At 36.7% G+C, this 21,587-nt stretch carries 22 protein-coding genes and 1 tRNA gene; 13 read left to right on the forward strand and 10 right to left on the reverse strand.

From position 1 onward, the window contains the following. Positions 1 to 25 precede the first annotated feature (25 nt). From OQH61_RS00605 to OQH61_RS00630, 6 genes are all read right to left on the reverse strand, one after another. Positions 26 to 1,012 carry a hypothetical protein gene (locus OQH61_RS00605; protein ID WP_266025296.1) on the reverse strand — a complete coding sequence of 329 codons (987 nt, stop codon included), beginning with the start codon at positions 1,010 to 1,012 and terminating at the stop codon, positions 26 to 28. Beyond that, on the reverse strand, positions 1,009 to 2,139 hold the full coding sequence (gene folP, locus OQH61_RS00610; protein WP_266025297.1) for a dihydropteroate synthase: 1,131 nt from the start codon (positions 2,137 to 2,139) through the stop codon (positions 1,009 to 1,011). Before folP ends, OQH61_RS00605 begins: the two co-directional genes overlap by 4 nt. Next, on the reverse strand, positions 2,136 to 2,756 hold the full coding sequence (locus OQH61_RS00615; protein ID WP_266025298.1) for a DNA polymerase III subunit delta': 621 nt from the start codon (positions 2,754 to 2,756) through the stop codon (positions 2,136 to 2,138). The genes folP and OQH61_RS00615 overlap by 4 nt, the downstream gene beginning before the upstream one ends. A 15-nt stretch (positions 2,757 to 2,771) precedes the next feature. Beyond that, positions 2,772 to 3,320 carry a HobA family DNA replication regulator gene (locus tag OQH61_RS00620; protein WP_266025299.1) on the reverse strand — a complete coding sequence of 183 codons (549 nt, stop codon included), beginning with the start codon at positions 3,318 to 3,320 and terminating at the stop codon, positions 2,772 to 2,774. A 12-nt stretch (positions 3,321 to 3,332) separates the two neighbouring features. Beyond that, positions 3,333 to 4,538: an aspartate kinase gene (locus OQH61_RS00625; protein WP_266025300.1), complete on the reverse strand. Its 1,206-nt coding sequence runs from the start codon at positions 4,536 to 4,538 to the stop codon at positions 3,333 to 3,335. Between the two features lie 61 nt (positions 4,539 to 4,599). Continuing rightward, entirely contained in the window at positions 4,600 to 5,109 is a 510-nt protein-coding gene (locus OQH61_RS00630; protein WP_266025301.1) for an RNA pyrophosphohydrolase, read from the reverse strand. A gap of 95 nt (positions 5,110 to 5,204) precedes the next feature. On the opposite strand from OQH61_RS00630, the gene hemW reads away from it, so the two are divergent. Continuing rightward, positions 5,205 to 6,335: a radical SAM family heme chaperone HemW gene (gene hemW / locus OQH61_RS00635; RefSeq protein WP_266025302.1), complete on the forward strand. Its 1,131-nt coding sequence runs from the start codon at positions 5,205 to 5,207 to the stop codon at positions 6,333 to 6,335. Here hemW and pyrC read toward each other — a convergent pair. Together pyrC and OQH61_RS00645 are read right to left on the reverse strand one after the other, a co-directional pair. Further along, on the reverse strand, positions 6,332 to 7,357 hold the full coding sequence (pyrC, locus tag OQH61_RS00640; protein WP_266025303.1) for a dihydroorotase: 1,026 nt from the start codon (positions 7,355 to 7,357) through the stop codon (positions 6,332 to 6,334). The two genes, hemW and pyrC, sit on opposite strands and share 4 nt — an antisense overlap. 9 nt (positions 7,358 to 7,366) lie before the next feature. Beyond that, positions 7,367 to 8,812, reverse strand: a complete 1,446-nt coding sequence (locus OQH61_RS00645) for a phosphomannomutase/phosphoglucomutase (protein WP_266025304.1) — start codon at positions 8,810 to 8,812, stop codon at positions 7,367 to 7,369. Between the two features lie 176 nt (positions 8,813 to 8,988). Here OQH61_RS00645 and hisC point away from each other — a divergent pair, with 176 nt between their 5' ends. The 12 genes from hisC to truA all read left to right on the forward strand — a co-directional run bounded on the left by hisC (position 8,989) and on the right by truA (position 20,758). Further along, on the forward strand, positions 8,989 to 10,101 hold the full coding sequence (hisC, locus tag OQH61_RS00650; RefSeq protein ID WP_266025305.1) for a histidinol-phosphate transaminase: 1,113 nt from the start codon (positions 8,989 to 8,991) through the stop codon (positions 10,099 to 10,101). Between the two features lie 11 nt (positions 10,102 to 10,112). Then, positions 10,113 to 11,828, forward strand: coding sequence for a flagellar basal-body MS-ring/collar protein FliF (gene fliF / locus OQH61_RS00655; protein ID WP_266025306.1), 1,716 nt, complete (start codon positions 10,113 to 10,115; stop codon positions 11,826 to 11,828). A 15-nt stretch (positions 11,829 to 11,843) separates the two neighbouring features. Further along, complete coding sequence (fliG, locus tag OQH61_RS00660; RefSeq protein WP_266025307.1) at positions 11,844 to 12,875, forward strand: flagellar motor switch protein FliG; 1,032 nt, start codon at positions 11,844 to 11,846, stop codon at positions 12,873 to 12,875. Then, entirely contained in the window at positions 12,862 to 13,695 is an 834-nt protein-coding gene (fliH, locus tag OQH61_RS00665; RefSeq protein WP_266025308.1) for a flagellar assembly protein FliH, read from the forward strand. The genes fliG and fliH overlap by 14 nt, the downstream gene beginning before the upstream one ends. Positions 13,696 to 13,719: 24 nt before the next feature. Next, positions 13,720 to 15,609 (forward strand): 1-deoxy-D-xylulose-5-phosphate synthase, encoded by a 1,890-nt coding sequence (dxs, locus tag OQH61_RS00670; RefSeq protein WP_266025309.1) that lies wholly within the window; start codon positions 13,720 to 13,722, stop codon positions 15,607 to 15,609. A gap of 73 nt (positions 15,610 to 15,682) precedes the next feature. Then, positions 15,683 to 15,767, forward strand: a tRNA-Leu gene (locus OQH61_RS00675). Between the two features lie 143 nt (positions 15,768 to 15,910). Beyond that, complete coding sequence (locus OQH61_RS00680; RefSeq protein ID WP_266025310.1) at positions 15,911 to 16,942, forward strand: ribonucleotide-diphosphate reductase subunit beta; 1,032 nt, start codon at positions 15,911 to 15,913, stop codon at positions 16,940 to 16,942. Next, the gene (locus OQH61_RS00685) at positions 16,932 to 17,669 is read left to right on the forward strand and encodes a carbon-nitrogen hydrolase family protein (RefSeq protein ID WP_266025538.1); all 738 of its coding nucleotides are present in this window, start codon (positions 16,932 to 16,934) and stop codon (positions 17,667 to 17,669) included. Before OQH61_RS00680 ends, OQH61_RS00685 begins: the two co-directional genes overlap by 11 nt. Continuing rightward, positions 17,669 to 18,322: a protein-L-isoaspartate(D-aspartate) O-methyltransferase gene (locus OQH61_RS00690; protein ID WP_266025311.1), complete on the forward strand. Its 654-nt coding sequence runs from the start codon at positions 17,669 to 17,671 to the stop codon at positions 18,320 to 18,322. The genes OQH61_RS00685 and OQH61_RS00690 overlap by 1 nt, the downstream gene beginning before the upstream one ends. 20 nt (positions 18,323 to 18,342) lie before the next feature. Continuing rightward, positions 18,343 to 18,990 (forward strand): prepilin peptidase, encoded by a 648-nt coding sequence (locus tag OQH61_RS00695; protein ID WP_266025312.1) that lies wholly within the window; start codon positions 18,343 to 18,345, stop codon positions 18,988 to 18,990. After that, entirely contained in the window at positions 18,990 to 20,009 is a 1,020-nt protein-coding gene (locus tag OQH61_RS00700; RefSeq protein WP_266025313.1) for an LptF/LptG family permease, read from the forward strand. Before OQH61_RS00695 ends, OQH61_RS00700 begins: the two co-directional genes overlap by 1 nt. Further along, positions 20,009 to 20,758: a tRNA pseudouridine(38-40) synthase TruA gene (gene truA, locus OQH61_RS00705; RefSeq protein ID WP_266025314.1), complete on the forward strand. Its 750-nt coding sequence runs from the start codon at positions 20,009 to 20,011 to the stop codon at positions 20,756 to 20,758. Before OQH61_RS00700 ends, truA begins: the two co-directional genes overlap by 1 nt. A gap of 1 nt (position 20,759) precedes the next feature. Here truA and OQH61_RS00710 read toward each other — a convergent pair whose 3' ends face one another. Both OQH61_RS00710 and OQH61_RS00715 read right to left on the reverse strand, forming a co-directional pair. Further along, positions 20,760 to 21,311, reverse strand: a complete 552-nt coding sequence (locus tag OQH61_RS00710) for a class I SAM-dependent methyltransferase (RefSeq protein WP_266025315.1) — start codon at positions 21,309 to 21,311, stop codon at positions 20,760 to 20,762. Beyond that, complete coding sequence (locus OQH61_RS00715; protein ID WP_266025316.1) at positions 21,271 to 21,489, reverse strand: hypothetical protein; 219 nt, start codon at positions 21,487 to 21,489, stop codon at positions 21,271 to 21,273. Before OQH61_RS00715 ends, OQH61_RS00710 begins: the two co-directional genes overlap by 41 nt. Positions 21,490 to 21,587: the final 98 nt, after the last annotated feature.

Genomic DNA, 21,587 nt, shown 5'->3' on the forward strand with positions numbered 1-21,587 from the left:
TTTTCATTTTTTTATGATTTATATTTCAACTTTTTAAACTATTTTTAAAATCTCGTAAAAGCGTGTTAAAACGATTGACAAAAACAGGATTTTTTGCACTTAGATAATCACTGATCATTAGAATCTGTCTTTGATTCAATCCTGTGATGATTTTTATACATATATTGCTAAATTCTTGCTCATTAGAGCCATACATAGATTCATCAAGCATTTGAGTGTATTGCGTAAAGATTTTATGGTCTCTTTCATCTTGTCGTTTATGCTCAAGAAGTTTTGCTTTCATCTCTTCAAGTTCTTCGGTCGGTATATTTTTAAGATAGTTTTTAGAATACATACCTGTAAGGATAAGAATATCCTCTACAAGCTTGAGTTTTTCGGGGGTATTGTTCAGATACTCTTTATAAACATCATTGAAAGTATTTTTTGACATAAAATTTCTTACAATAAGGAGTTTTAAACGTGCCATATCTAGAATCTGTTGCCGCTTTTTTTCATCAGAAAGCTCTTGGATAGTGCTTCTAAGACGATTGGTATCGCTACGAATACTTTCATAGTGATTCATTATTGTTTTGTATTCTTCAATGGGCAATTCTTTAAGTTGTGTGGCGATTTTATCAAGCAAGATTTCTTGAAACTCGCGATAAGCGATGCGCAAGATTCTTTGAAGTTTATGTATGGAGACATTTCTAATATTTAAAGTCAAAGTATCGGCAATATCGGTGTAACTAAAATCATCAAAAGCATCTCTAATAATATCAACAAGCAGAGGCATATTATTTAAATTTTCTTGCACCTTGAGCTTAAATTCGCCAATATCAGCTTCATCAAGTGTGCTTATTACCGAGAAACTATCCTCATTCATATAATGTAAAAAATTAAGCGTATTCTTGCGAGTATCCTTTTCATATAGATTTATCACACTTTCTTTATCAAGCTTTTCTATTTCTTCTTTGGTATGTCCGTGTCGCAGTAAAAATGCTTTAATGGGTTTTACATCTCTTAGTTCATTCATTGCATTGCCTTATATATTTTGAGCATATCAATATGCTCATCTTCATCGTGTGTGCGCAAAATACTTGCTCCATTTTGCAAAGCAAAAAGATGGAGCGCAAGTGTGCCAGATAAGCGATTTTGCGTATCCCTGCCTGTGATTTCTCCTATTGTATTTTTACGACTAGCTCCTATCAGTAATGGGAATCCAAAGTGCAAAAAATGTGCCAAATCTTTAATAAGGGCAAGATTTTGCAAAGTGTCTTTAGCAAAGCCAAAACCAACATCAAGGATAATATCTGTTATGCCTGCATCATTTAATAAAGCAATTTTATGCTCAAAAAAGCAATCTATATCATTAAAAAGATGTGTATAGTTGTGTGTGAGGCTTTGCATAGTCTTAGGTATGCCTTTAGTATGCATCAAAACCACGCGGGCGTTGTATTGCGCGGCGACTTGTATCATTTGTCCATTAGAGAATCCGCTCACATCATTTATCATTTTAAAGCCATTGGAGAGTGCATAATCAGCAGTTTGTGGGTTATAAGTATCAATGCTAAAACATACTTTTTCATAGAGTTTATGCGTGGCAATATATTCTGCAATAGGTTTTAAACGAGCAATTTCTTCATTAGATTCTATCAATTCACTGCCCGGACGAGAACTTGCTGCACCAATATCAATAATATCCACCTCTTTTTCTAAAAGTGTGTCTATTCTTTTGAGAGCATTTTTCCCCTCTACTCGTGAATATTCATAAAAACTATCAGGTGTGGCATTAATTATTGCCATAATAGAAGGCGCAATAGAGTGCGTCTTGAGATGTTGTTGAAGAATGTTTTTGAGTGCCTTTAAGCCAAAAGGCTGCATAGAGAGTTTTGCAATGATTTTTTCAAGTTGGGCTCTCGTGGCAATAAGCAAGGCAATATGTTCGCCTTTATGTGTGATAGTCTCTTTTGGTGTAGCACAATCTCCTCCCGCACTCAAAGCTTCTTGTTTAAGGATATGCACTGCTTCAAAGCTCAAGCCAGAAATCTCAAAACTCAACATTTGTGCTTTTTTGTTCATAATTTTTTTCCCCATAGAATCTGTGCCTATGGCTTGGATTTTTTGAGGGATAGATTGAGGGTGGATTCTCTGCACTCTCATTGCTTATTCTTTTGTTTTTGTAAGATTCTTAATAAGAGTGGCAAAAAGATATAATTTTCTTTCTCGCTTGCATCATTTTGATTGAGCGCAATAGCTTTATCAAAAAGTGCGAGTTCTCGCTTATTGAGTTTGATTTTGGCTTCAAAAAGTGCAAAGAGAAGTGATTGAATAGCAAGCTTAACTTCCTCTTTGCTGTGATGAGCATTTTCGTTGCGTTTGCAAAATTCATAAATAGATTGAAGATTGAGTTTTTTTATATCAAGTTCAAAGGGTGCAATATCACTTTTATGTTTATGTATTTTAAGCTGCATACGAGAGCGAATCGTAGGAAGAAAAGCATTTTTATTTTTTGCAATAAGAATAAAGCACACATTTTGTGGAGGTTCTTCTATGATTTTAAGTAAAGCATTTTGCGCAGCTTGATTATATTTATGAGCAGCAATAATAATAAGTGTTTCTTCTTCGCGCGCAAGATAGCTTTGAGCAATTACCTCTTTGGCATCATCAATTTTAAAATCTTCTCGCTCAAAAATTTCATAATGCTGCTCATCGCGATTATAAGTGAGCTCTTCAATAAGATTTTGAGCACAGGGTGTGATGTGAATCTGCCCTATCATAGCTTCCCCTCTCATTTATATATCAAGCGAGATTCTATTGAGCATAGCTCCAAGAATAGCTCTATCAAAGAGTTTAAAAAGACTTAAGAGTTTGTAATCAAGTTTTTCATCGGTGGAGCTTAAAAATGTATCATTTTCATCAAATATCCAAAACCACCCTTCACCGCTGTTTTTTGCAAAATCTGATCGTGTGTTTTTTTTGCCAATATACCAAAATCTATAATTTGAATACATCATATCAAGCATATCTTTAATAAGTTTAAAACCTTGAATGCCACCTTCTTTGTTAGAATCTATCATATTGTGTAAATGTTTAATTTGGACAATGGGAAAAAAAGGACGCCCTTTGTGTGATTGGTTAATATGCGTAATGATATACTCCCCAAACCATTCGCATTTTTCATCAGTGAGTACAATAATACTTCCACCTTTGATAATATGTTCAATCGTATATGTCATAGAAGGGAGAAAAATAAAACGTTTTTCCTCAATCCACCCACTCATAATGCCTTTTTTTTCATCTTCGCGTATAATGCGCAAAAACCAATCACTGATACTTTCCATAATAAATTCACTTTATTTATCAAGTTCATAAACGCTATGAAGCTTACATACGGCAAGTTCGGCAAATTGAGCATTAATAATCATTGAAATTTTAATTTCACTTGTGCTTATCATCATAATATTAATATCATCTTGTGCCAATGCTTTAAATGCAGTGCTTGCTACACCAGAATGTGATTTCATACCCACTCCCACGATAGAGACTTTGGCGATATTGTTATCATAGTCAATATTGCCCAAATCATCTTTAAATTTTTCTAATACTTGCTGCGTAAAGGCAACTTCAGTTTTGGGAATAGTGAAATCAATATCAGTTTTGCCATCGCGCCCAATCGTTTGGACTATCATATCCACATTAATATTGTTATCTGCAAGTAGTCCAAAAATATCTGCAGCAATGCCCGGGCGGTCTTGCACATCGGCTAGGCTTACACGCGCTTGATTTTTATCAAGTGCTACACCGCTGACGATAGGTTTTTCCATTATATCCTCCTCTTGAGTAATAAGTGTGCCTTGAGATTCATTAAAAGAACTTGCACAAATAAGATTGACATTGAGTTTTTTAGCAAGCTCCACAGAGCGATTGAGCAATACTTTTGCGCCCATAGAAGCAAGCTCTAGCATTTCATCATAACTGATTTTTTCTAATTTGCGTGCATTTTTGACAATGCGTGGGTCAGTTGTATAGATTCCATCAACATCGCTATAAATCTCGCATACCGCAGCATTGAGAGCACCCGCTAAGGCTACTGCGGAGAGATCGCTTCCTCCTCTTCCAAGCGTGGTTACTTCACCTTGTTGTGATATGCCTTGGAATCCTGCAACTACGACTACATAGTCTTCATTGAGGAGATGAAAGATTTTGGTTGTATCAACATAAGAAATACGCGCTTTGGTATGAAATTCATCAGTGATAATTCCTGCGCCTCTGCCACTTAAAGAGATTGCTTTTATGCCCATTGATTCTAAAGCAATAGCAAGGAGCGCAGCACTTACTCTTTCTCCAGCACTCAACACCATATCAACTTCGCGTGTATTTGGCAATGGCGTGAAATGTTGCGTAAGGTTAATAAGTCTATCTGTTTCCCCTCCCATCGCAGATACAACAACTACAAGGCTATGTCCTTGGGCTTTGCTTTTAATAACGCGTTTGGCGACATTATGGATTCTATCGCAATCTCCCATACTCGTGCCGCCATATTTTTGCACGATTAGCATATATATCCTTGAGTATAAAATAAAGGCGTAATCATAAAATGTTCTTCCTTAAAATATGCCACTAGAGGTAACCTTCTTTTTTAAAATACTTTAAAACTTGCTTATATGCTTCTTTTTTAAATGGCGTTACATACTCTAGGAGCTTTTTTTTGCTGACAAATTTATATTTGTTAAATTCTGGCTCTTGAGTTTGGAGATTAATAGTAGTATCATTTTTAAGTCGCACTAAAAAATATTTTTGAATCTGCCCCGCGAAGCCCTTATACTTTTTTTTTGACATATTTTTGGGAAAATCATATTGTATCCATTCTGGGCATTCGCTAATAATTTCTATTTCATCTGTGCCTATTTCTTCTCGCAACTCACGAAAAAGTGCATCTCTTGGACTCTCCCCCTCATCAATGCCTCCTTGAGGGAATTGCCACGCATCTTTAATATCTGAACGTTGTGCAATAAAAAATCGGCATTCTTTCGGATATGCACTTGAGAGAATCACGGCAGCAACATTGGGACGATACTTTTTTGTAGGTGTATCGTGTTGGAGATTTTCTTGTGTGCAAGATGATTTCATACCTTTGCCTTTGAGATTCTATAATTTATCTGTCGCATTATAGGATATAATATATAACATTATTTTAATGCTCATAAAGGCTGCAAGGAGTATTTGTGTTGCTTTATATTCATATTCCCTTTTGCGGGAGTAAATGTGGTTATTGTGCGTTTAATTCTTTTGTGGCAGAGCAGGATAATTTTAAACCTTACATACAAGCACTTTGTGCGGACATAGAGCATACTTTGTGTCATTTGTATCCTTATTCGCATATTAGCTCTATTTTTTTTGGTGGTGGCACACCGAATCTTTTGCGTAGTGAGCATTATGAAACTATTTTTGCTACTCTTTATAAAAACGCGTTTCTATCAAAAGATTGTGAAATCACCCTTGAAGCAAATGTGAATTATTTAAACGCACAATGGTGCAAGGATTTGGTATCACTGGGAGCAAATCGTTTGAGCATTGGGATTCAGAGTTTTGATGAAAATAAGCTTGCTTTTTTAGAGCGCGAACATAGTGTATGTGAGATTACTCAATGCGTGGAGAATGCGTATAATGGAGGATTTAAGAATATAAGTTGTGATTTAATTATCAATACACCTTTAGATTCTAGGGCACTTATATCATCAGAAATTGCTCAAGCAGTTGCTTTGCCATTAAGCCATATGTCGGTTTATACTTTGAGTATTGATGAAGGTTCGCGCTTTGCTTTAGAATCTAAAAGAGTAACTTCTTCACACAATGCAAAAATCATAGATTCTCAAATAGATGAGGAATTAAGCCTGTGGGCAAGAGAATGTCTCAAACAAAGTGGATTCTCTCAATATGAGGTATCAAATTATGTCAAATGTGATACAAATGCCCAGTGTAAGCATAATCTAGGATATTGGCAGGGTAAAGAATATTTAGGCTGTGGAGCAGGAGCTGTGGGGCGTGTGGGGCGTGTGCGAATGCGGACATATCCAAATCTTAAAGAATATATTAAGAATCCTTATTACAGATTGGTAGAAGAGCTAAGTGAAGCAGATTTACGATTAGAGCGGATAATGCTAGGTCTTAGGTGTATTAAAGGAGTGGATATGTCGGTATTTGATGATGATAATTTTCTTCAACCTTTGATTGATGAGGCAAAATGTCATAAGAAATCTTATAGTGGTAAAACATTTTTGGTGGCAAATGAATTCTTTTTGGCAGATGAAATCACAAGTTGGATTTTATGTAGGTTAGGTGTTAAATTTGTTTAATTCTTTTTGATGCGCCAAGAGAGATTGGATTGTGCTCTGAGGGGTATAATATGTCCAAGAGGCGTATCAATGTAAGCAGGAACAGAATTTTGCACGCGCTCAAGCGTGATAGACTTTGTCGGGAAATGCTCTAATCCATAGTTTGTAATCGCCCTATCGCTCACGAAAGCTTGAAGAGAATCTAAGGTGTTATGAGATTCAAAAACTTCAGTAAGGGCTGGGAGTAAAATCGGAGCAGAAAAAATCCCTGCTGCGCCTTTTGAGCTAAGTTTTGCAGATGCTAAATGAGGTGCAGAATCCGAACCAAAACTTACTTTTGGGTGTGCCTTTAATGCCGCTTGAAGCAGGGCTTGTTGGTCTTTTCTCGTCTTGAGCATAGGTTTGCAAAAATGATGAGGATTAAGCATTCCGCCACATACATCATCAAGATTCATAGTAATATGATGTAGTGTGAGTGTAGCATAGAGATTTTCATATTTTTCAATCATTTCAAGACTGCGTCTATCGCTCATATGCTCAATGATTATACGAAGGTGTGGAAAATGCTGCGCAATATATGCAAATACGGGTAAAAACTCATATTCTCGCTCCATACAGAATCCATTGCTTTCCCCGTGTATAGAGAGGATAAAACCTAACTCCTCTGCTATGGCAAAAACTTGCAGGGTTTTTTCACATAAAATATCTTTTACTCCACCCTCACTTCCTGTTGTTGCACCTTTAGGATAAAGTTTAAGAATCTTAATGCCCGCTTCTTTGGCAAGTATGAGTTCTTGTTTATCAAGTTCGGGTGTAAGAAAAATACTCATAAGTGGTTCAAATGGAGAGGAGCAAAGCGATAGAATCTGCTTTTTGTATGCAAGAGCTTGTGTAGTAGTTGTAATTGGCGTTTTAAGATTTGGCATAACAACGGCTGCACTAAAGGCTTGAGTAGTGAAAGGCAGGACAGATTCTAAAAGTTCGCCCTCACGCAAATGCAGGTGCATATCCATAGGGTTTGTCAGTTGCAATGTTTGTGGCATAGCGTGTCCTTAAGTCTTTTGGCAATTTCTAAGAAGAGCGAGTAGATGAGTTTTGTAAGACTCACATTCTTCTTTGCTCGTAGCTTCAAAACGCGTAACAAGCACAGGTGTAGTATTACTCGCTCTTATAAGCCCCCAACCATTTTCAAATATCACGCGCAATCCATCAATATTAATAATATCCTTAATATAGGGAAAATCAGCAGGAGGATTTTTCAATGCTTCGCCAAGTGCGTGAATAAGAGTGAATTTCTCCTCCTCTGTGGTAGGAATTTTCTCCTCCTCTGTGCTGTAAAGATGAGGTAGTGCATTGATAGTAGATTCTAGCTCCTCTGGTGTAAAGTGCAAAAATAGCTCTAAAACTCTAAGAGAAGCGTAAATTGCGTCATCATAGCCAAAATATCGGTCATTAAAGAAGAGATGTCCGCTCATTTCTGCTGCAAGATGGGCATTGAGCTCTTTAAGTTTGACTTTGAGATTACTATGTCCTGTTTTATACATCACTGCTTTGCCGATTTTGTTAATCTCATCATACATCACTTGTGAGCATTTGACTTCACCAATGACAATAGGGCTTAAAAATCGCCTTTTCATCTCTTGAGCAAACAAAATAGCAAGCTCATCGCCCTTATAATTATAATGAGTCGTTAAAAGTGCAAGTCTATCGGCATCGCCATCAAAGGCGATTCCAATAGGAATAGAATCTGATTTCATTTTTTCTTTAAGCGCAATGAGATTTTTTTCCTCACTTGGATCTGGGTGATGATTGGGAAAAGTGCCATCTGGTTCAAAAAAAAGTGGTGTGTAATTAATATTGAGATTTTCTAAGATTTTCCTTATGCCTACACCACCCACGCCATTACCACAATCTACAGCAATGGGATAGGGAAAATTCTTAAGTGAGGTAAAAGATTCTGTCAGATAATTTGTATAAGCTCCAAGAGCATTGATTTTTTTATATGCTTGGGTTTGATATATATGTGGGGAAATGTTGTGATTGCGTTGATTGAGCAATGTGCTAAGTTTCGCACCAAGAGCACGAATTTGCTCTCCATAAAAAGGCGCTTGATTAATAGTGATTTTAAAGCCATTGTATTGAGGCGGATTGTGTGAGCCTGTAATCATTATAGAATGAGGACAAGTAATAGAATCTATGGCATTAAAGGTTGCAAAATATGCCACAGGAGTAGGCACAAGTCCAAGTTCATACACTTCAATATCCGCTGATGCAAAGCCTTGTGCAAGCCATAGAAGAAGAGTGGGTGAATGTGTGCGTGCATCATAGCCAATATGTATGCAAGGAGGCAGTTTAGATTCTCTAATATATTTTCCAAGCAGCTGCCCTATACCAAATACAACTTCTTGTGTGAGGTCATCACCAAAAATGCCACGAATATCATATTCGCGAAAAATATGTGTAATTTCTGAAATATGTTTATTTTGCGGTGTTTGCATCTTAGAGTTATCCCTTGCATCTTAGAGTTTTTCTTCATTGTGTTGCTAATGTATTGTAGCAAATTTTTGTTACAAGCCAAAAGATATGATTTTAAAGAAACTTATAAATATTTTAAGATAAAATAAGCTATTTTTTTGAATTCAAACCAATTAATGGATTAAGAGGTGATACGGCAGTGTTTCGGAGCACATTGAAACAAATTGTAACTTATGAGGCAGGGAAGCCAATAGAGCTTGTCGTGCGTGAATATGGTATTAGGCAGGAAGATATTATCAAGCTTGGTAGCAATGAAAATCCTTATGGCACATCTGCTCAAGTAGTAGAATCTCTCCAAAAAAATGCGCATAAGGCTTTTTTGTATCCTGATGATTCTATGTATGAGCTTAAAAATGCTCTTGCCTCGCATTTCAATATAGAGTCTAAGCATATTATTATTGGTGCGGGAAGCGATCAAATTATTGAATTTTGTATGCAAGCACTCAATCATCACGATGCACAGGTGCTTATGGCAAAAACAACTTTTGCTATGTATGAGGTATATGCGAAGATTACTGGTGTTGAAATTTCTAAGACACCAAGTGATGAGCATATTTTGGAAGAGTTTTTACAACTTTATCAGAGCGCAAAAGAAAAAAAGCATATAAGCGCAGTGTTTTTATGTGTGCCAAATAATCCTCTGGGTGAATGTTTAGATGTAGCAGCTATTGAGCAGTTTATACAAGCAGTGGATAAAGATACGCTTGTTATTGTAGATGGCGCATATCAAGAGTTTGCAGCTTATAAAGACAAGGCAAAGGCTATTAATCCTAAGCGGCTTATTGAACGTTTTAGTAATGTGATTTATTTAGGGACATTCTCAAAAGTATATGGTTTGGGAGGTATGCGTGTAGGCTATGGTATCGCAAATGAGCATATTATTTCTATGCTTTATAAAGTGCGCCCACCTTTTAATGTTACTACACTTAGTTTGCAAGCTGCCCTTGTTGCATTAAAAGACCAAGCATTTGTGAATGAGTGTATAAAAAACAATGCTATTGAAATGGCAAGATATGAAGCATTTGCTAATGAAACAGGATTTACATTTATTCCTTCATATGGAAATTTTATTACATTTTTGCATTCGCATATAGAATCTTCGCATTTATGTGATTGGTTATTGCAAAAGGGTTTAATAGTGCGTAATTTACGTTCTTATGGATTGAATGCTTTTCGCATAACAATTGGTAAAGCAGAGCAGAATACACGCGTATTTGAACTCATAAAAGCATATTTGCAAACTCATAACTAAAAGGGATATTCGTGGATTTAAGACTGATTTTTGAACAAATTACTCGGGTGTTAAATAAGCTCAATAAGAAACAGCGAATCATTATCCTTACAACTTTTGTGGTGCTTATTAGTTTTTTAACCTATCTCGTTCTTTTTAAAGTGGAAACAAAAAATGAATATGAAAATTATGAAGTGCTTTTTAGTAATTTAAGTGCAGAAGATAGCGCATTAATATTGCAAAAGCTCCAACAGGATAGAATCCCATATAAAATCCCTCAAGATAATATTATTATGGTGCCAAAAGATAATGTTTATGAGCAGCGCATTACACTTGGCTCACTTGGACTGCCAAAGACAAGTAAAAATGTAGGTTTTGATATTTTGCTTGAAAGTCCTGTGGGAGAGACACCTTTCACCCAAGATATGAAATATCTTATTGCTAAACAAAATGAGCTTGGAAAGACTATTGAGAGTTTGCGTCCTATTGAAAAAGCGATTGTAAATATCTCAATGCCCAAAGAATCACTTTTTGTTCAAGGCGGACACCCACCATCTGCTTCTGTGAAGCTCACAGTGCGTGATAATATGTTTCTTTCAACCGAGCAAGTTATCGGTATTAAACATCTCGTTGCCGCAGCAGTAGAGCGTTTGACTCCAGAGAATGTTAAAATTATCAACCAAGAGGGTGAATTGCTTGGTGAAGAAGATGAAGCAGCCTTGCAAGGTGTTTTGGCAAAAAAAGCAGCCTTCCAAAGGCGATACCAACAAGCTGCAGAAAATGCTATGGAGGCAAAGATTATCAAATTTTTGCAGCCAAGTGTAGGCGATGGTGTGCAAGCCCAAGTAACAATGGATTATGATTTTAGTGTGCGTAATTCTACCCAAGAAGAGTTTGACCAAAATCCTGTTATACGCGGTATTAGAGAGTATGAAAAAGAACGAAAAGGATTCCGTCCGCCACAAATTGGAGGTGTTCCCGGAGTGGTAAGCAATATTGGTCCTGTGCAGGGCTTAAAAGATGATGAAATGATGGAATGGGAAAAAGAAAGCGAAGTTGTCCAAAATAATGAAATTGGCAAAAAAGTGAGTAGTATTTCAGAGCATTATGGGGTTTTAAAGCGAGTGAGTGCGTCTGTAATGATTGATGGCACTTATGAAGAAGTTATAGGTGAAGATGGTGAGCCACGTTTAGAATATTCTCCTCGCTCTCAAGAGGATATGGATAAGTTTTTAGAGGGTGTCAAGAAAGCGATTGGTTATAACGAGGCGCGAGGCGACCAAGTTGAGGTGATTAATATGCCCTTTAGAAACACACAGCTTGATTATCGTCCAAAAGATGCTTGGGAAGCTTTCTCTGATAAAGTAGAGCGATATCTTAGTCCATTTATGCCATTGTTAAAATATGTCATTGTTGCAGTGATTCTCCTTGTTTTCTACAAAAAAATTGTTGCACCATTTGCAGAGCGTATGCTTGAAGTGCAAGAGGAGGAAGATGATGATATAGAATCTCTTATGCAAATTGATGGTGATGACGATGATGATTTAAATAAATTTAGTGAATTGCGAAAACGTGTAGAAGACCAGCTTGGTTTGAGTTCTGGGCTTGATGAAGATAACATCAAATATGAAGTATTGCTTGAGAAAATGCGTAATGTTATTGCAGAACGTCCTCAAGAAATAGCTTCATTATTTCAAACATTGATTAAAGATGAGCTTGATATTACTGAAGGTATTAGCCCCAAATAACTATAAGGAGTAAATATGGCAATCACACTTAGTCCTCGTCAAAGAGCACAATATGATGAACTTTCAATGGCAGAAAAAATTTCCATTTTGTTGATGCAATTAGGTGATGAGATTACTTCTGAAATTTTTCATCATCTTGATATTGATGCAATTACTGAAATCAGTAAGCAAATTGCGCAGCTAGGGGGAATGGATAAAGCCATTGGTGCAGCTGTTTTGGAAGAGTTTTATGTTATTTTTCAATCTAATCAATATATTAGTACGGGTGGTATGGATTATGCGCGTGATTTATTGATTAAAGCTCTTGGACCAGATGCTGCAAAGGCAATCTTAGATAAGCTTGCCAAAACAATGCAATCTCAAAAAAACTTTGCCTATCTTTCTAAGATTCGCCCACAACAGCTCGCAGACTTTATTATTAACGAGCACCCTCAAACAATAGCACTTATCCTTGCACATATGGACGCAAGTGGAGCGGCAGAGACATTGAGTTATTTTTCTGATGATTTGCGTGCGGAGGTAGCTATTCGTATGGCAAACCTTGGGGATATTTCACCAAGCGTTGTTAAACGCGTAAGTGCAGTGCTTGAAAACAAACTCGAATCTCTTACAAGCTACAAAGTTGAAGTGGGTGGCACACGTTCTGTTGCAGAAATTTTCAACAGGTTGGGACAAAAAGCTGCAAAAGCGACACTTTCTCATATTGAGCAAATTGATGAGCAGCTTGCTATTGAAATTAAAGAGATGATGTTTACCTTTGAAGATATTTCAAAACTTGATAATAACGCTATTAGAGAGATTCTTAAAATTGCTGATAAAAAAGACCTTACACTTGCCCTTAAATCTGCCCCTGATGATTTAAAGCAAAAGTTTATGGGCAATATGTCTCAACGTGCAAGTGAGCAGTTTATGGAGGAAATGCAATTCCTTGGAGCAGTGAAAGTGCGTGATGTAGAAAACGCACAAAGAAAAATTGTTGAGGTAGTTCAGACCCTTTCAGAGCAAGGTTTAGTCCAACTAGGAGAACAAGACGATGTCATTGCTTAATCAAGAAAATATTATTGGGCAAGAGCGACTTAAAAATCATAATATTAAAAAATATGAATTTAAAAGTATCACAAATGAGATGATAGAATCAAGTAAAGAAATCGCTTCTGCCTCTGCTCATATGGAAACACTTGCATCACAAATACCACAAGATGAAGCAGAGGCACTTTCTCAAAATATACAAAGTAATGCGCAAAAAATTGCTACACTTGAGCAAGAACTTGTTGAGCGCTTATTGCAAAAAACAGATGATCTTTCTGGCTCACTTGCAAAATTGCAAATTCAGTTTGAAAAACTCCAATTAGAAAGCGAACAACGGGTTGTAAGTGCGCGTGAAGAGGGATACAAAGATGGTTTTAGAGAGGCGGAAGAGAAAGCAAAAGAAGATTTATTTGCTGAAGTGAGTGCGCAAAAAAAAGCTTTGGTAGATTCTATTATTACGCTTGAAAATGCGCTTAAAACAAGCCAAAAACATTTAGAGGATTTAGAAAAGGAGCTAAGTGCTATTTCAGTGGATATTGCAAAAGAAGTCATTATGAATGAAGTCAGTGAAAATTCGCAAAAAATTGCACTAAATCTGACAAAAGAGTTACTTAATTCTATTATGGACGCTACAAATATTAAAATTAAAGTCAATCCAAGTGATTATCTTTTTTTGAAAGAGGAACTCAAAGATAATGCAAAAGTTGAGCTTATTTCTGATAGTGCTGTATCACTCGGAGGAGTAGTTATTGTGAGCGATAATGGCAATATTGATGGCACAATTATGTCGCGCTATAAGAATCTCAAACAATCTGTGCTTGAAAATATGCGTGATTAGAGCAAAAATAAGAGGGGAAGAAAAATGGAAGTTAAAACACTTGATGTGGGAAATTTCTTAGCTCATATTGACAAGCAAGAGAGCCCTTTTGAGAGATTGAGTAAATGTTCTCCTACACAGCTTAAAGAACTTGCTGCTAATATTCGGCATAGAATCTTGGAGGTTGTAAGTTCTAACGGCGGTCATCTTAGCTCTACTTTAGGTGCAGTAGATTTAATCATAGGAATGCACTCGGTTTTTGATGCAAGCACGAATCCTTTTATCTTTGATGTTTCTCATCAAGCTTATGCACATAAGCTTCTTACAGGAAGGTGGAATGATTTTTCTAGTTTGAGGCAATTTGGTGGTTTAAGTGGATTTTGTAACCCAAAAGAATCTCCAAGTGATTATTTTATAGCCGGACATAGCTCAACTTCTATTTCTCTTGCTATCGGTGCTGCAAAAGCTTTAGCATTAAAGAAAAGTGCAAGTATGCCTGTGGTAATGATAGGTGATGGTTCAATGAGTGCAGGACTTGTATATGAGGCACTCAATGAATTGGGCGATAAAAAATATCCTATGGTGATTATTTTAAATGACAATAAAATGAGTATTTCTAAGCCTATTGGAGCAATTAGTAACTATCTTTCACAGATTCTTACAACATCTATATACCAAAAAATACGCGATAGAATTAAAAAAGCTCTTACAAAAATGCCCGATTCTGCTACTTATCTTGCTAAAAGATTTGAAGAATCTCTCAAGCTTATCACGCCGGGCATTTTGTTTGAAGAATTAGGGCTTGATTATGTTGGTCCCATTGATGGACATAATATTGAGCTCATAATTGCCACATTGCAAAAAGCAAAAGAAATGAGAAAACCCGTGATTATTCACGCACAAACACTTAAGGGCAAAGGTTATGAAATTGCAGAGGGTAGATTTGAGCATTGGCACGGAGTTGGTCCTTTTGATGTAAGCACAGGTTCTGCGCTTAAAAGTTCCGCTTCACAATCACCTACGGCAGTATTTTCTAAAAGTTTAGAATCTTATCTGGCTGATGAAAGTGTAGTTGGTGTAACTGCTGCAATGCCAAGTGGGACAGGTTTAGATAGGCTTATTGAAAAATATCCGCAGCGATTTTGGGACGTTGCAATTTGTGAAGCCCACGCAGTTACTTCAATGGCAGCAATGGCAAAAGAAGGATTTAAGCCCTTTGTCGCGATATATTCAACATTTTTACAACGCGCTTATGACCAAATAATACACGATGTGGGGATTTTAGGATTACCTGTGCGATTTTGCATTGACAGAGCGGGTATTGTGGGCGAAGATGGTGAAACTCATCAAGGATTACTTGATATTGCTTATTTGCGCTCCATTCCCAATATGGTGCTTTTTGCACCACGTGATAATGCAAGTTTGCAACAAGCAGTAGCTTTTGCTTATCATTACAATGATTCACCCTGTGCGTTCCGATACCCACGTGGCTCATTTGCGCTTGAAGAGGGTATCTTTGCTCCAAGTGAGTTTAAGCTAGGGCAAGCAGAGATGTTAAAAAGTGGTAAGAAAATGCTGCTTGTAGGATATGGCAATGGTGTAGGCAGAGCCTATAAAGTGTATCAGGCTTTAAGTGCAGAGGGTTATGAGCCGAGTTTGCTAGATTTGCGTTTTGTGAAACCTCTTGACAAAAATATGTTAAATCAAGCATTTAAAACACATACTCATATATGTGTTTTTAGTGATAGTTATTATATGGGTGGCGTTGCGAGCGCACTCCTTGAATGTGCAGCAGAAGAAAATATTAAAGATATTCAATTTAAAAGCTTTGAGATTAAAGATAGATTTGTCTCGCACGGCAATACAACACTTGTAGAGCAATCTCTTGGTTTGGATACGGCACATCTTGTAAATGAGATTAAAGAGTGGATTTAGAAACTTTTAAACATTAATGAAGTAGAATCTGCGCCTTGCTTTTATAGCACTATCCTTTTTTGGATATGATACTGCGGGAATGGCGAAATTGGCAGACGCACCAGACTTAGGATCTGGCGCCGCAAGGCGTGGAGGTTCAAGTCCTCTTTCCCGCACCACTCCTTTATTCTTTTACACAATCTGAATTTTTAATAATTTTTACCGCAATATTTTTTAATTTTTCTTGTGGGTTTCAACATTTATTCAAGGAGTAAAATATATAATTTCGCGTTTAATTTTTGTTACTTTTAAGGTCTCCATAATGAAAAAAATTTCTCGCAAACAAATTTATAATCCAGAATCAACAGAGAGTGTGGCTGATAGGAAGATTTTTGGCGGAAATCCCACAAGTATGTTTGATTTAAATAAAATCAAATATCAATGGGCTTATAATTTATGGAAAGTAATGCTTGCGAATACTTGGTTTCCTGAAGAGGTAAATATGACACCTGATAAGCGTGATTATAATGGCGGTTTAACAGCGCAAGAGAAATTAGGCTATGATAGAGCCTTAGCGCAGTTGATTTTTATGGATTCTTTGCAAACAAATAATTTGATTGATAATGTTAATCCTTATATTACAAGTCCAGAGATTAATCTTATCCTTGTGCGTCAGGCTTACGAGGAAGCATTGCATTCACAAAGCTATGCAGTAATGGTAGAATCTATTTCGGCAAATACTGATGAAATTTATAATATGTGGCGTGTGGATATGCAACTAAGAAGTAAAAATGATAACATTGCAAATGTTTATATTGAGCTTGCGAAAAATCCCAATGAGCAGAATCTCCTTAAGGCTATGTTTGCCAATCAGATTTTAGAGGGCATTTATTTTTATAGTGGATTCTCATATTTTTATACTCTTGCTCGTAGTGGCAAAATGCTAGGAAGTGCGCAAATGATACGTTTTATTCAGCGCGATGAAGTAACGCATTTACTTTTATTTCAAAATATGATTAGCTCTTTGCGTAAAGAACAAGGGCAATTATTTACTGCTTCACTTGAAGAGGAAGTGATTGAGATGTTTAAAAAGGCAGTTGAGATAGAATCTCAATGGGGTGAATATATCACACAGGGGCAGATTCTAGGATTAACTTCAGAGATTATCCGCGAATATATCCAATATTTAGCAGATGCGCGGCTCAAAGCAGTAGGTTTGCCGCAACTTTATGGCTCAAAGAATCCTATTAAGTGGGTGGATCAGTTTGCAAGTTTTAACGACCAAAAAACAAATTTCTTTGAGGCAAAAGTTACTAACTATTCAAAAGGGAGCATTAATTTTGATGATTTCTAAAAAGCTATATTGTATGCAAATTAAGACAGGACAAGATTTTGTAGAGAATCTTATGAGTGTGGAGGATTTTATCGCCCGATGCGGCAAAAATGCTATTATCTGTGCGCCTGAAGTTGTGATAAGTGGGTTTGCATATCAACGTATGAAAGAAGCAAGCGAATTTTCAAAGATTGCCACAGAGCGACTTTTGGCAAGTAGTGCAAAATATAACAATACGCTTGTTATAACGATGATAGAAGAAAAAAAGAAAAGATTTTACAATAATCTCAAAGTTTTTCATAAGGGTGAAATTATCCATAAGCAAAGCAAGAACAAACTTTTTTCGCTTGGTGATGAGCAGCTGCATTTTAGAGCTGGAGACAAAAGTGAAATTAGCATTTTTGAAATTGATGGTATTAAATGCGCGGCTTTAATTTGTTTTGAATTGCGTTTTGTAGAATTATGGGAGCAAATAAAGGGGGCAGATATTATCTTTGTAAGCGCTCAATGGAGTAAAGCACGCAAAAGTCATTTTGAGATTCTCTCTCAAGCTCTTGCCATAGCAAACCAAGCTTTTGTAGTAGCAAGTAATAGTTCAAATGATACAATGGCAAAAGGAAGTTCTGTTATCACGCCTTATGGCATTATGTATAAAAATGATAAGAAGAATTTTGTAGCGTGTGAAGTAGATATTGGTGAAACCTCGCGTATGAGAAAATATATTAATACTGGTATAGAGATTCATTAATGCATTATCAAAAAATAGCTCAAAAAATGTGCGATGAAATACAAAAAAGCTTTCCGCTTTCACCTAAAGTTGTTGCTGCACTTTGCGCTGTGGATAGAGAGATGTTTGTGCCCGCAGTTTTTGCTCATCAAGCTTATGAGATTAACGCGTTGCCTATGGTAGATTCTCAATGGATTAGCTCTCCTTTGACTGTGGCGCAAATGAGTGAATATCTCGCGCCAAATGGAGGAGATTCTGTGTTAGAAATTGGTTGCGGGAGTGGCTATCAAGCAATGGTGCTCTCCAAAATGTTTCGCCGTGTTTTTAGTATTGAGCGCATTGATAAGCTTTTTGAAGAAGCGTTGAAACGTTTTAAATGTTTGGAATCTCACAATATTTTTATTAAATTTGATGATGGACAAAAAGGCTGGGCTGAATATGCCCCATTTGATGCTATACTTTTTTCTGCGTGTGTAAGGGAGATTCCACCTACTATTGTTAATCAACTTGAGGAGGGTGGGGTGCTTGTTGCACCTATGCTTGAGGGCGGAAAGCAAATTATTAAACGTTTTAGAAAGCGTAATGGCATACTTGAGGGCGGTGAAAGTTTGTCAGAATGCCTTTTTGTAGATGTGCAAGATGGCATAGTGTCCGAATACAAGAAGAAGTCCTAATGTGAGTATGTGAGGCTAAAATGATAATCTCTGTAATGCTTTCTTTATGTGTTGGCTTTGTCGGAGTATTTTTGATTGCATTTTATTCAGAAGATACGCGTTTAAGGGCTTTTTCCCTGAGTGCTATTTTTCAATTATGGATTTATAGAATCTATTTTCTTTTGCTTTGTTTTTTTTCACTTTGTGCTTTGATGTGGTTTGGTATAGATGCCATATATGTTATTTTAATGCTTTTATTGCTTTTGGGATTAATTGATATTAAATGCCTTGCTGTGCCTGATACAATTAATTTCTTACTCCTTTTAGTATGTGTGGGTTACGCATTTATAGATTCTCAAAATAACTTTATCCACAGAGTGCTTATGGGATTTGGTGTAGGGGGCATATTTTTTGCTCTTAAAATCCTTTATCAAAGCCTTGTGCAAAAAGATATTGTTGGGGAAGCAGATATTATCGTTTTAAGTTCTCTTGGCATTGCATTTGGCGCACTTGATACATTTATCAGCGTATTTTTAGGAAGTGTGGCAGCATTGGTGTATGCTATATTTTTGGCACTTTTTTATCGGGTTCAACTTGCACAACTTAAACTGCCCTTTTGCTTTTTTATTTTTTTGGGCACGACTATTAACCTAGCGTGGCTTAGTTTTGTTATTCGTGAGAATCCCTAATGTTTAAACGTTATCTTTTTGTATCTTTTGCACAGATATTTTTTCCATTTTTCCTTGTTTTGCTTTTTATCGCTTCTGTGGTATTGCTTATTGATATAGCAGGACGCACCTATGTGATTAAAATGAGTTTTGCAGATTTGGGCACATTATTTTTATACCTCATACCCAGTAGTTTATTTTTTATTATTCCTATTACTTTTTTTGCTGCTTTGGTATTGGGCGTGGCAAAATTGACATACGATTATGAGTTAATGGTTTGTTTTTCGCTTGGAGCAAAACCTTTAGATATTGTGAAGTTTTTTTTGCCTATCACGATTCTTGCTACGATTATTTTATTTGTGTTCTCACTTGTTATGTTGCCTTTAGCAAATAGCGCCTCTAAAAATTTTGTTGCGCAAAAAAAAGCAGATATTGATGTGAATATCAAATCTGGTGAATTTGGGCAAAAGCTCGGTGATTGGCTCGTGTATGTAGATAGCGCACACAAGCGCACTTATAAGAATCTTATTTTATTTTCGGAAAATGGTTTTGAGGGCGATACTTTTATCGTTGCAGAATCTGGCAAAACAAACAATAATCAAGGCTTATTTGAGCTTAATCTTGAACAAGGAAGTGCTTATTTTGCATCACCAGAGGAATTAAAAAGAGTGGATTATCATCAAATGAGTGTGCGACAAAATGTGAGTGAGCCACAGCTTAGAGGTTATGATTTATTTGAATATTGGCATAATGTTTTTACTTCAGATTCTCATCAAAAGCCACGCAAACTTGCTCAAGCTGTTATGGTTTCACTTTTTCCTCTTATCTCCCTTTTTCTTGTGCCGCTTTTTGGCATTGCAAATCCTCGTTTTCGCTCTAATATGTCTTATTTTTATGTCATTGCATCTGTGGCATTATATTTTGTGCTTATGCACATTGCTTCAGAACATTTCCCACTCACAGGTATGATTATTATACCTCTTATATGGTGCGCGCTTGGCTTTGGACTTTATAAAAAATTTATTACAAAGTTTTATTAATGCCCACTTATAAGGCAGTGATTGCTTATGATGGGAGTGCATTTAGTGGATTTGCATTACAGAAAGATAAACGCTTCAAAAGTGTGCTAAGCGCACTTAAAGAGGGGTTTGCTCGTGTGGGCATTAGGAGTGATATTATCGGAGCAGGACGCACAGACAAAGGGGTGCACGCCACAAGGCAGGTGATATGTTTTCAAAGTAAGCATTTTTTATCTCCTCAAACTCAAGATATAGAATCCTTGCGTCTTTTGCTTAATGCTAAGCTCTATCCTCATATTATGGTGCGTTCATTGCACATTGTAGATGAGGATTTTCACCCGCGTTTTGATGCACTCTGGCGTGCTTATCGCTTTTTGCTCTCTCCAAATCGTCCTTCTCCCTTTATCTCGCCTTATGTAACTTATGAAAAAATAGGTGATAGAATCCTTTTTGCCAATGCGCTTCAAGCATTTGTGGGGCAACATAATTTTATATTGTTTAAAAAAAATGGCTCACATACAAAAAATTGTGTCCGCACTATTTTTGTGTGCAGGCATTATACGCATAAAAATGTAGATGTGGTATATGTGCGAGGCAGCGGATTCTTACGCGCACAGGTGCGGCTTATGGTAGGTGCAGCACTTGCGTGTAGTCGCGGGGAGTTAAGTATTTATGCTTTAAAGGAACAAATAGAATCCAAAAAACAGCATTATACCTATCCTCTAAGTCCCAATGGTTTATATCTTTGTGGTGTGGGATATGGGCAGTGAGTTATAAAGCTTTATTGGGCTTACTTGCTTCTATATAAAGGCTTTCAAAAGCTCTCTCTTTGGCATCAAAAAGCAATAATGTATCGCGTCCATTCCCAAAGGAGGAGCGCTCAATATCCACAAAACCAACCGCTTCAAGTGTATAGGCTAACCTATCATAATCCCATACGCTCAAATGGAGATATTCTTGCGTGAGTTTTCTTATGTATTCGCACGCTAGAGGCTTTGCAACAGAATCTTCTTTTGCGCGCAAATATTGTTCAATGTGAAATCCCAAATCAGGCACACTTAGGCGAATTGTGCCATTGGGTTTTAGAATCCGAAAAACCTCTCTAAGCAGAGCAATGGCATCATCAATATATAAATGCTCTAATGTGTGTTCGGAGAATACGCCATCAAAGGTATGAGAAGGACATCGTAGAGGATAGCGCAAATCAAGCTGCCATTGTGGCATAGGGAGAGAGTAGGTTTTATAGGGTTTAAAATGCGAGAAAAAATCAGCATTAATTATATTATACCCCCCCCCCCATTGTTTGCTTAAATTGAGCGCCACAGCCAAGATTGAGATAATTTTTCTCTCCTTTGGCATTGAGTTTGTGAAAAGCAGGTGTGCGCGAAGGCAAATGCGATAAAAAAGCTCGTCCCAAAAAGCTTATGATTTCAAATTTGAGCATACTTTTGAGCGTAAATTTGTATTCTTGTGAAATAGGCTTATTTGGCGCTTTTTGCATTGCGATTCCTTGTGATTTTTATAAGGCAGATTCTATAAAATATTTACAAAATCGTGGCTTAAAATGAAGAATCTACCTCTATAAAGGACTTATACTTT

The organism is Helicobacter sp. MIT 21-1697 (assembly GCF_026241255.1).
GTDB lineage: Bacteria > Campylobacterota > Campylobacteria > Campylobacterales > Helicobacteraceae > Helicobacter_C.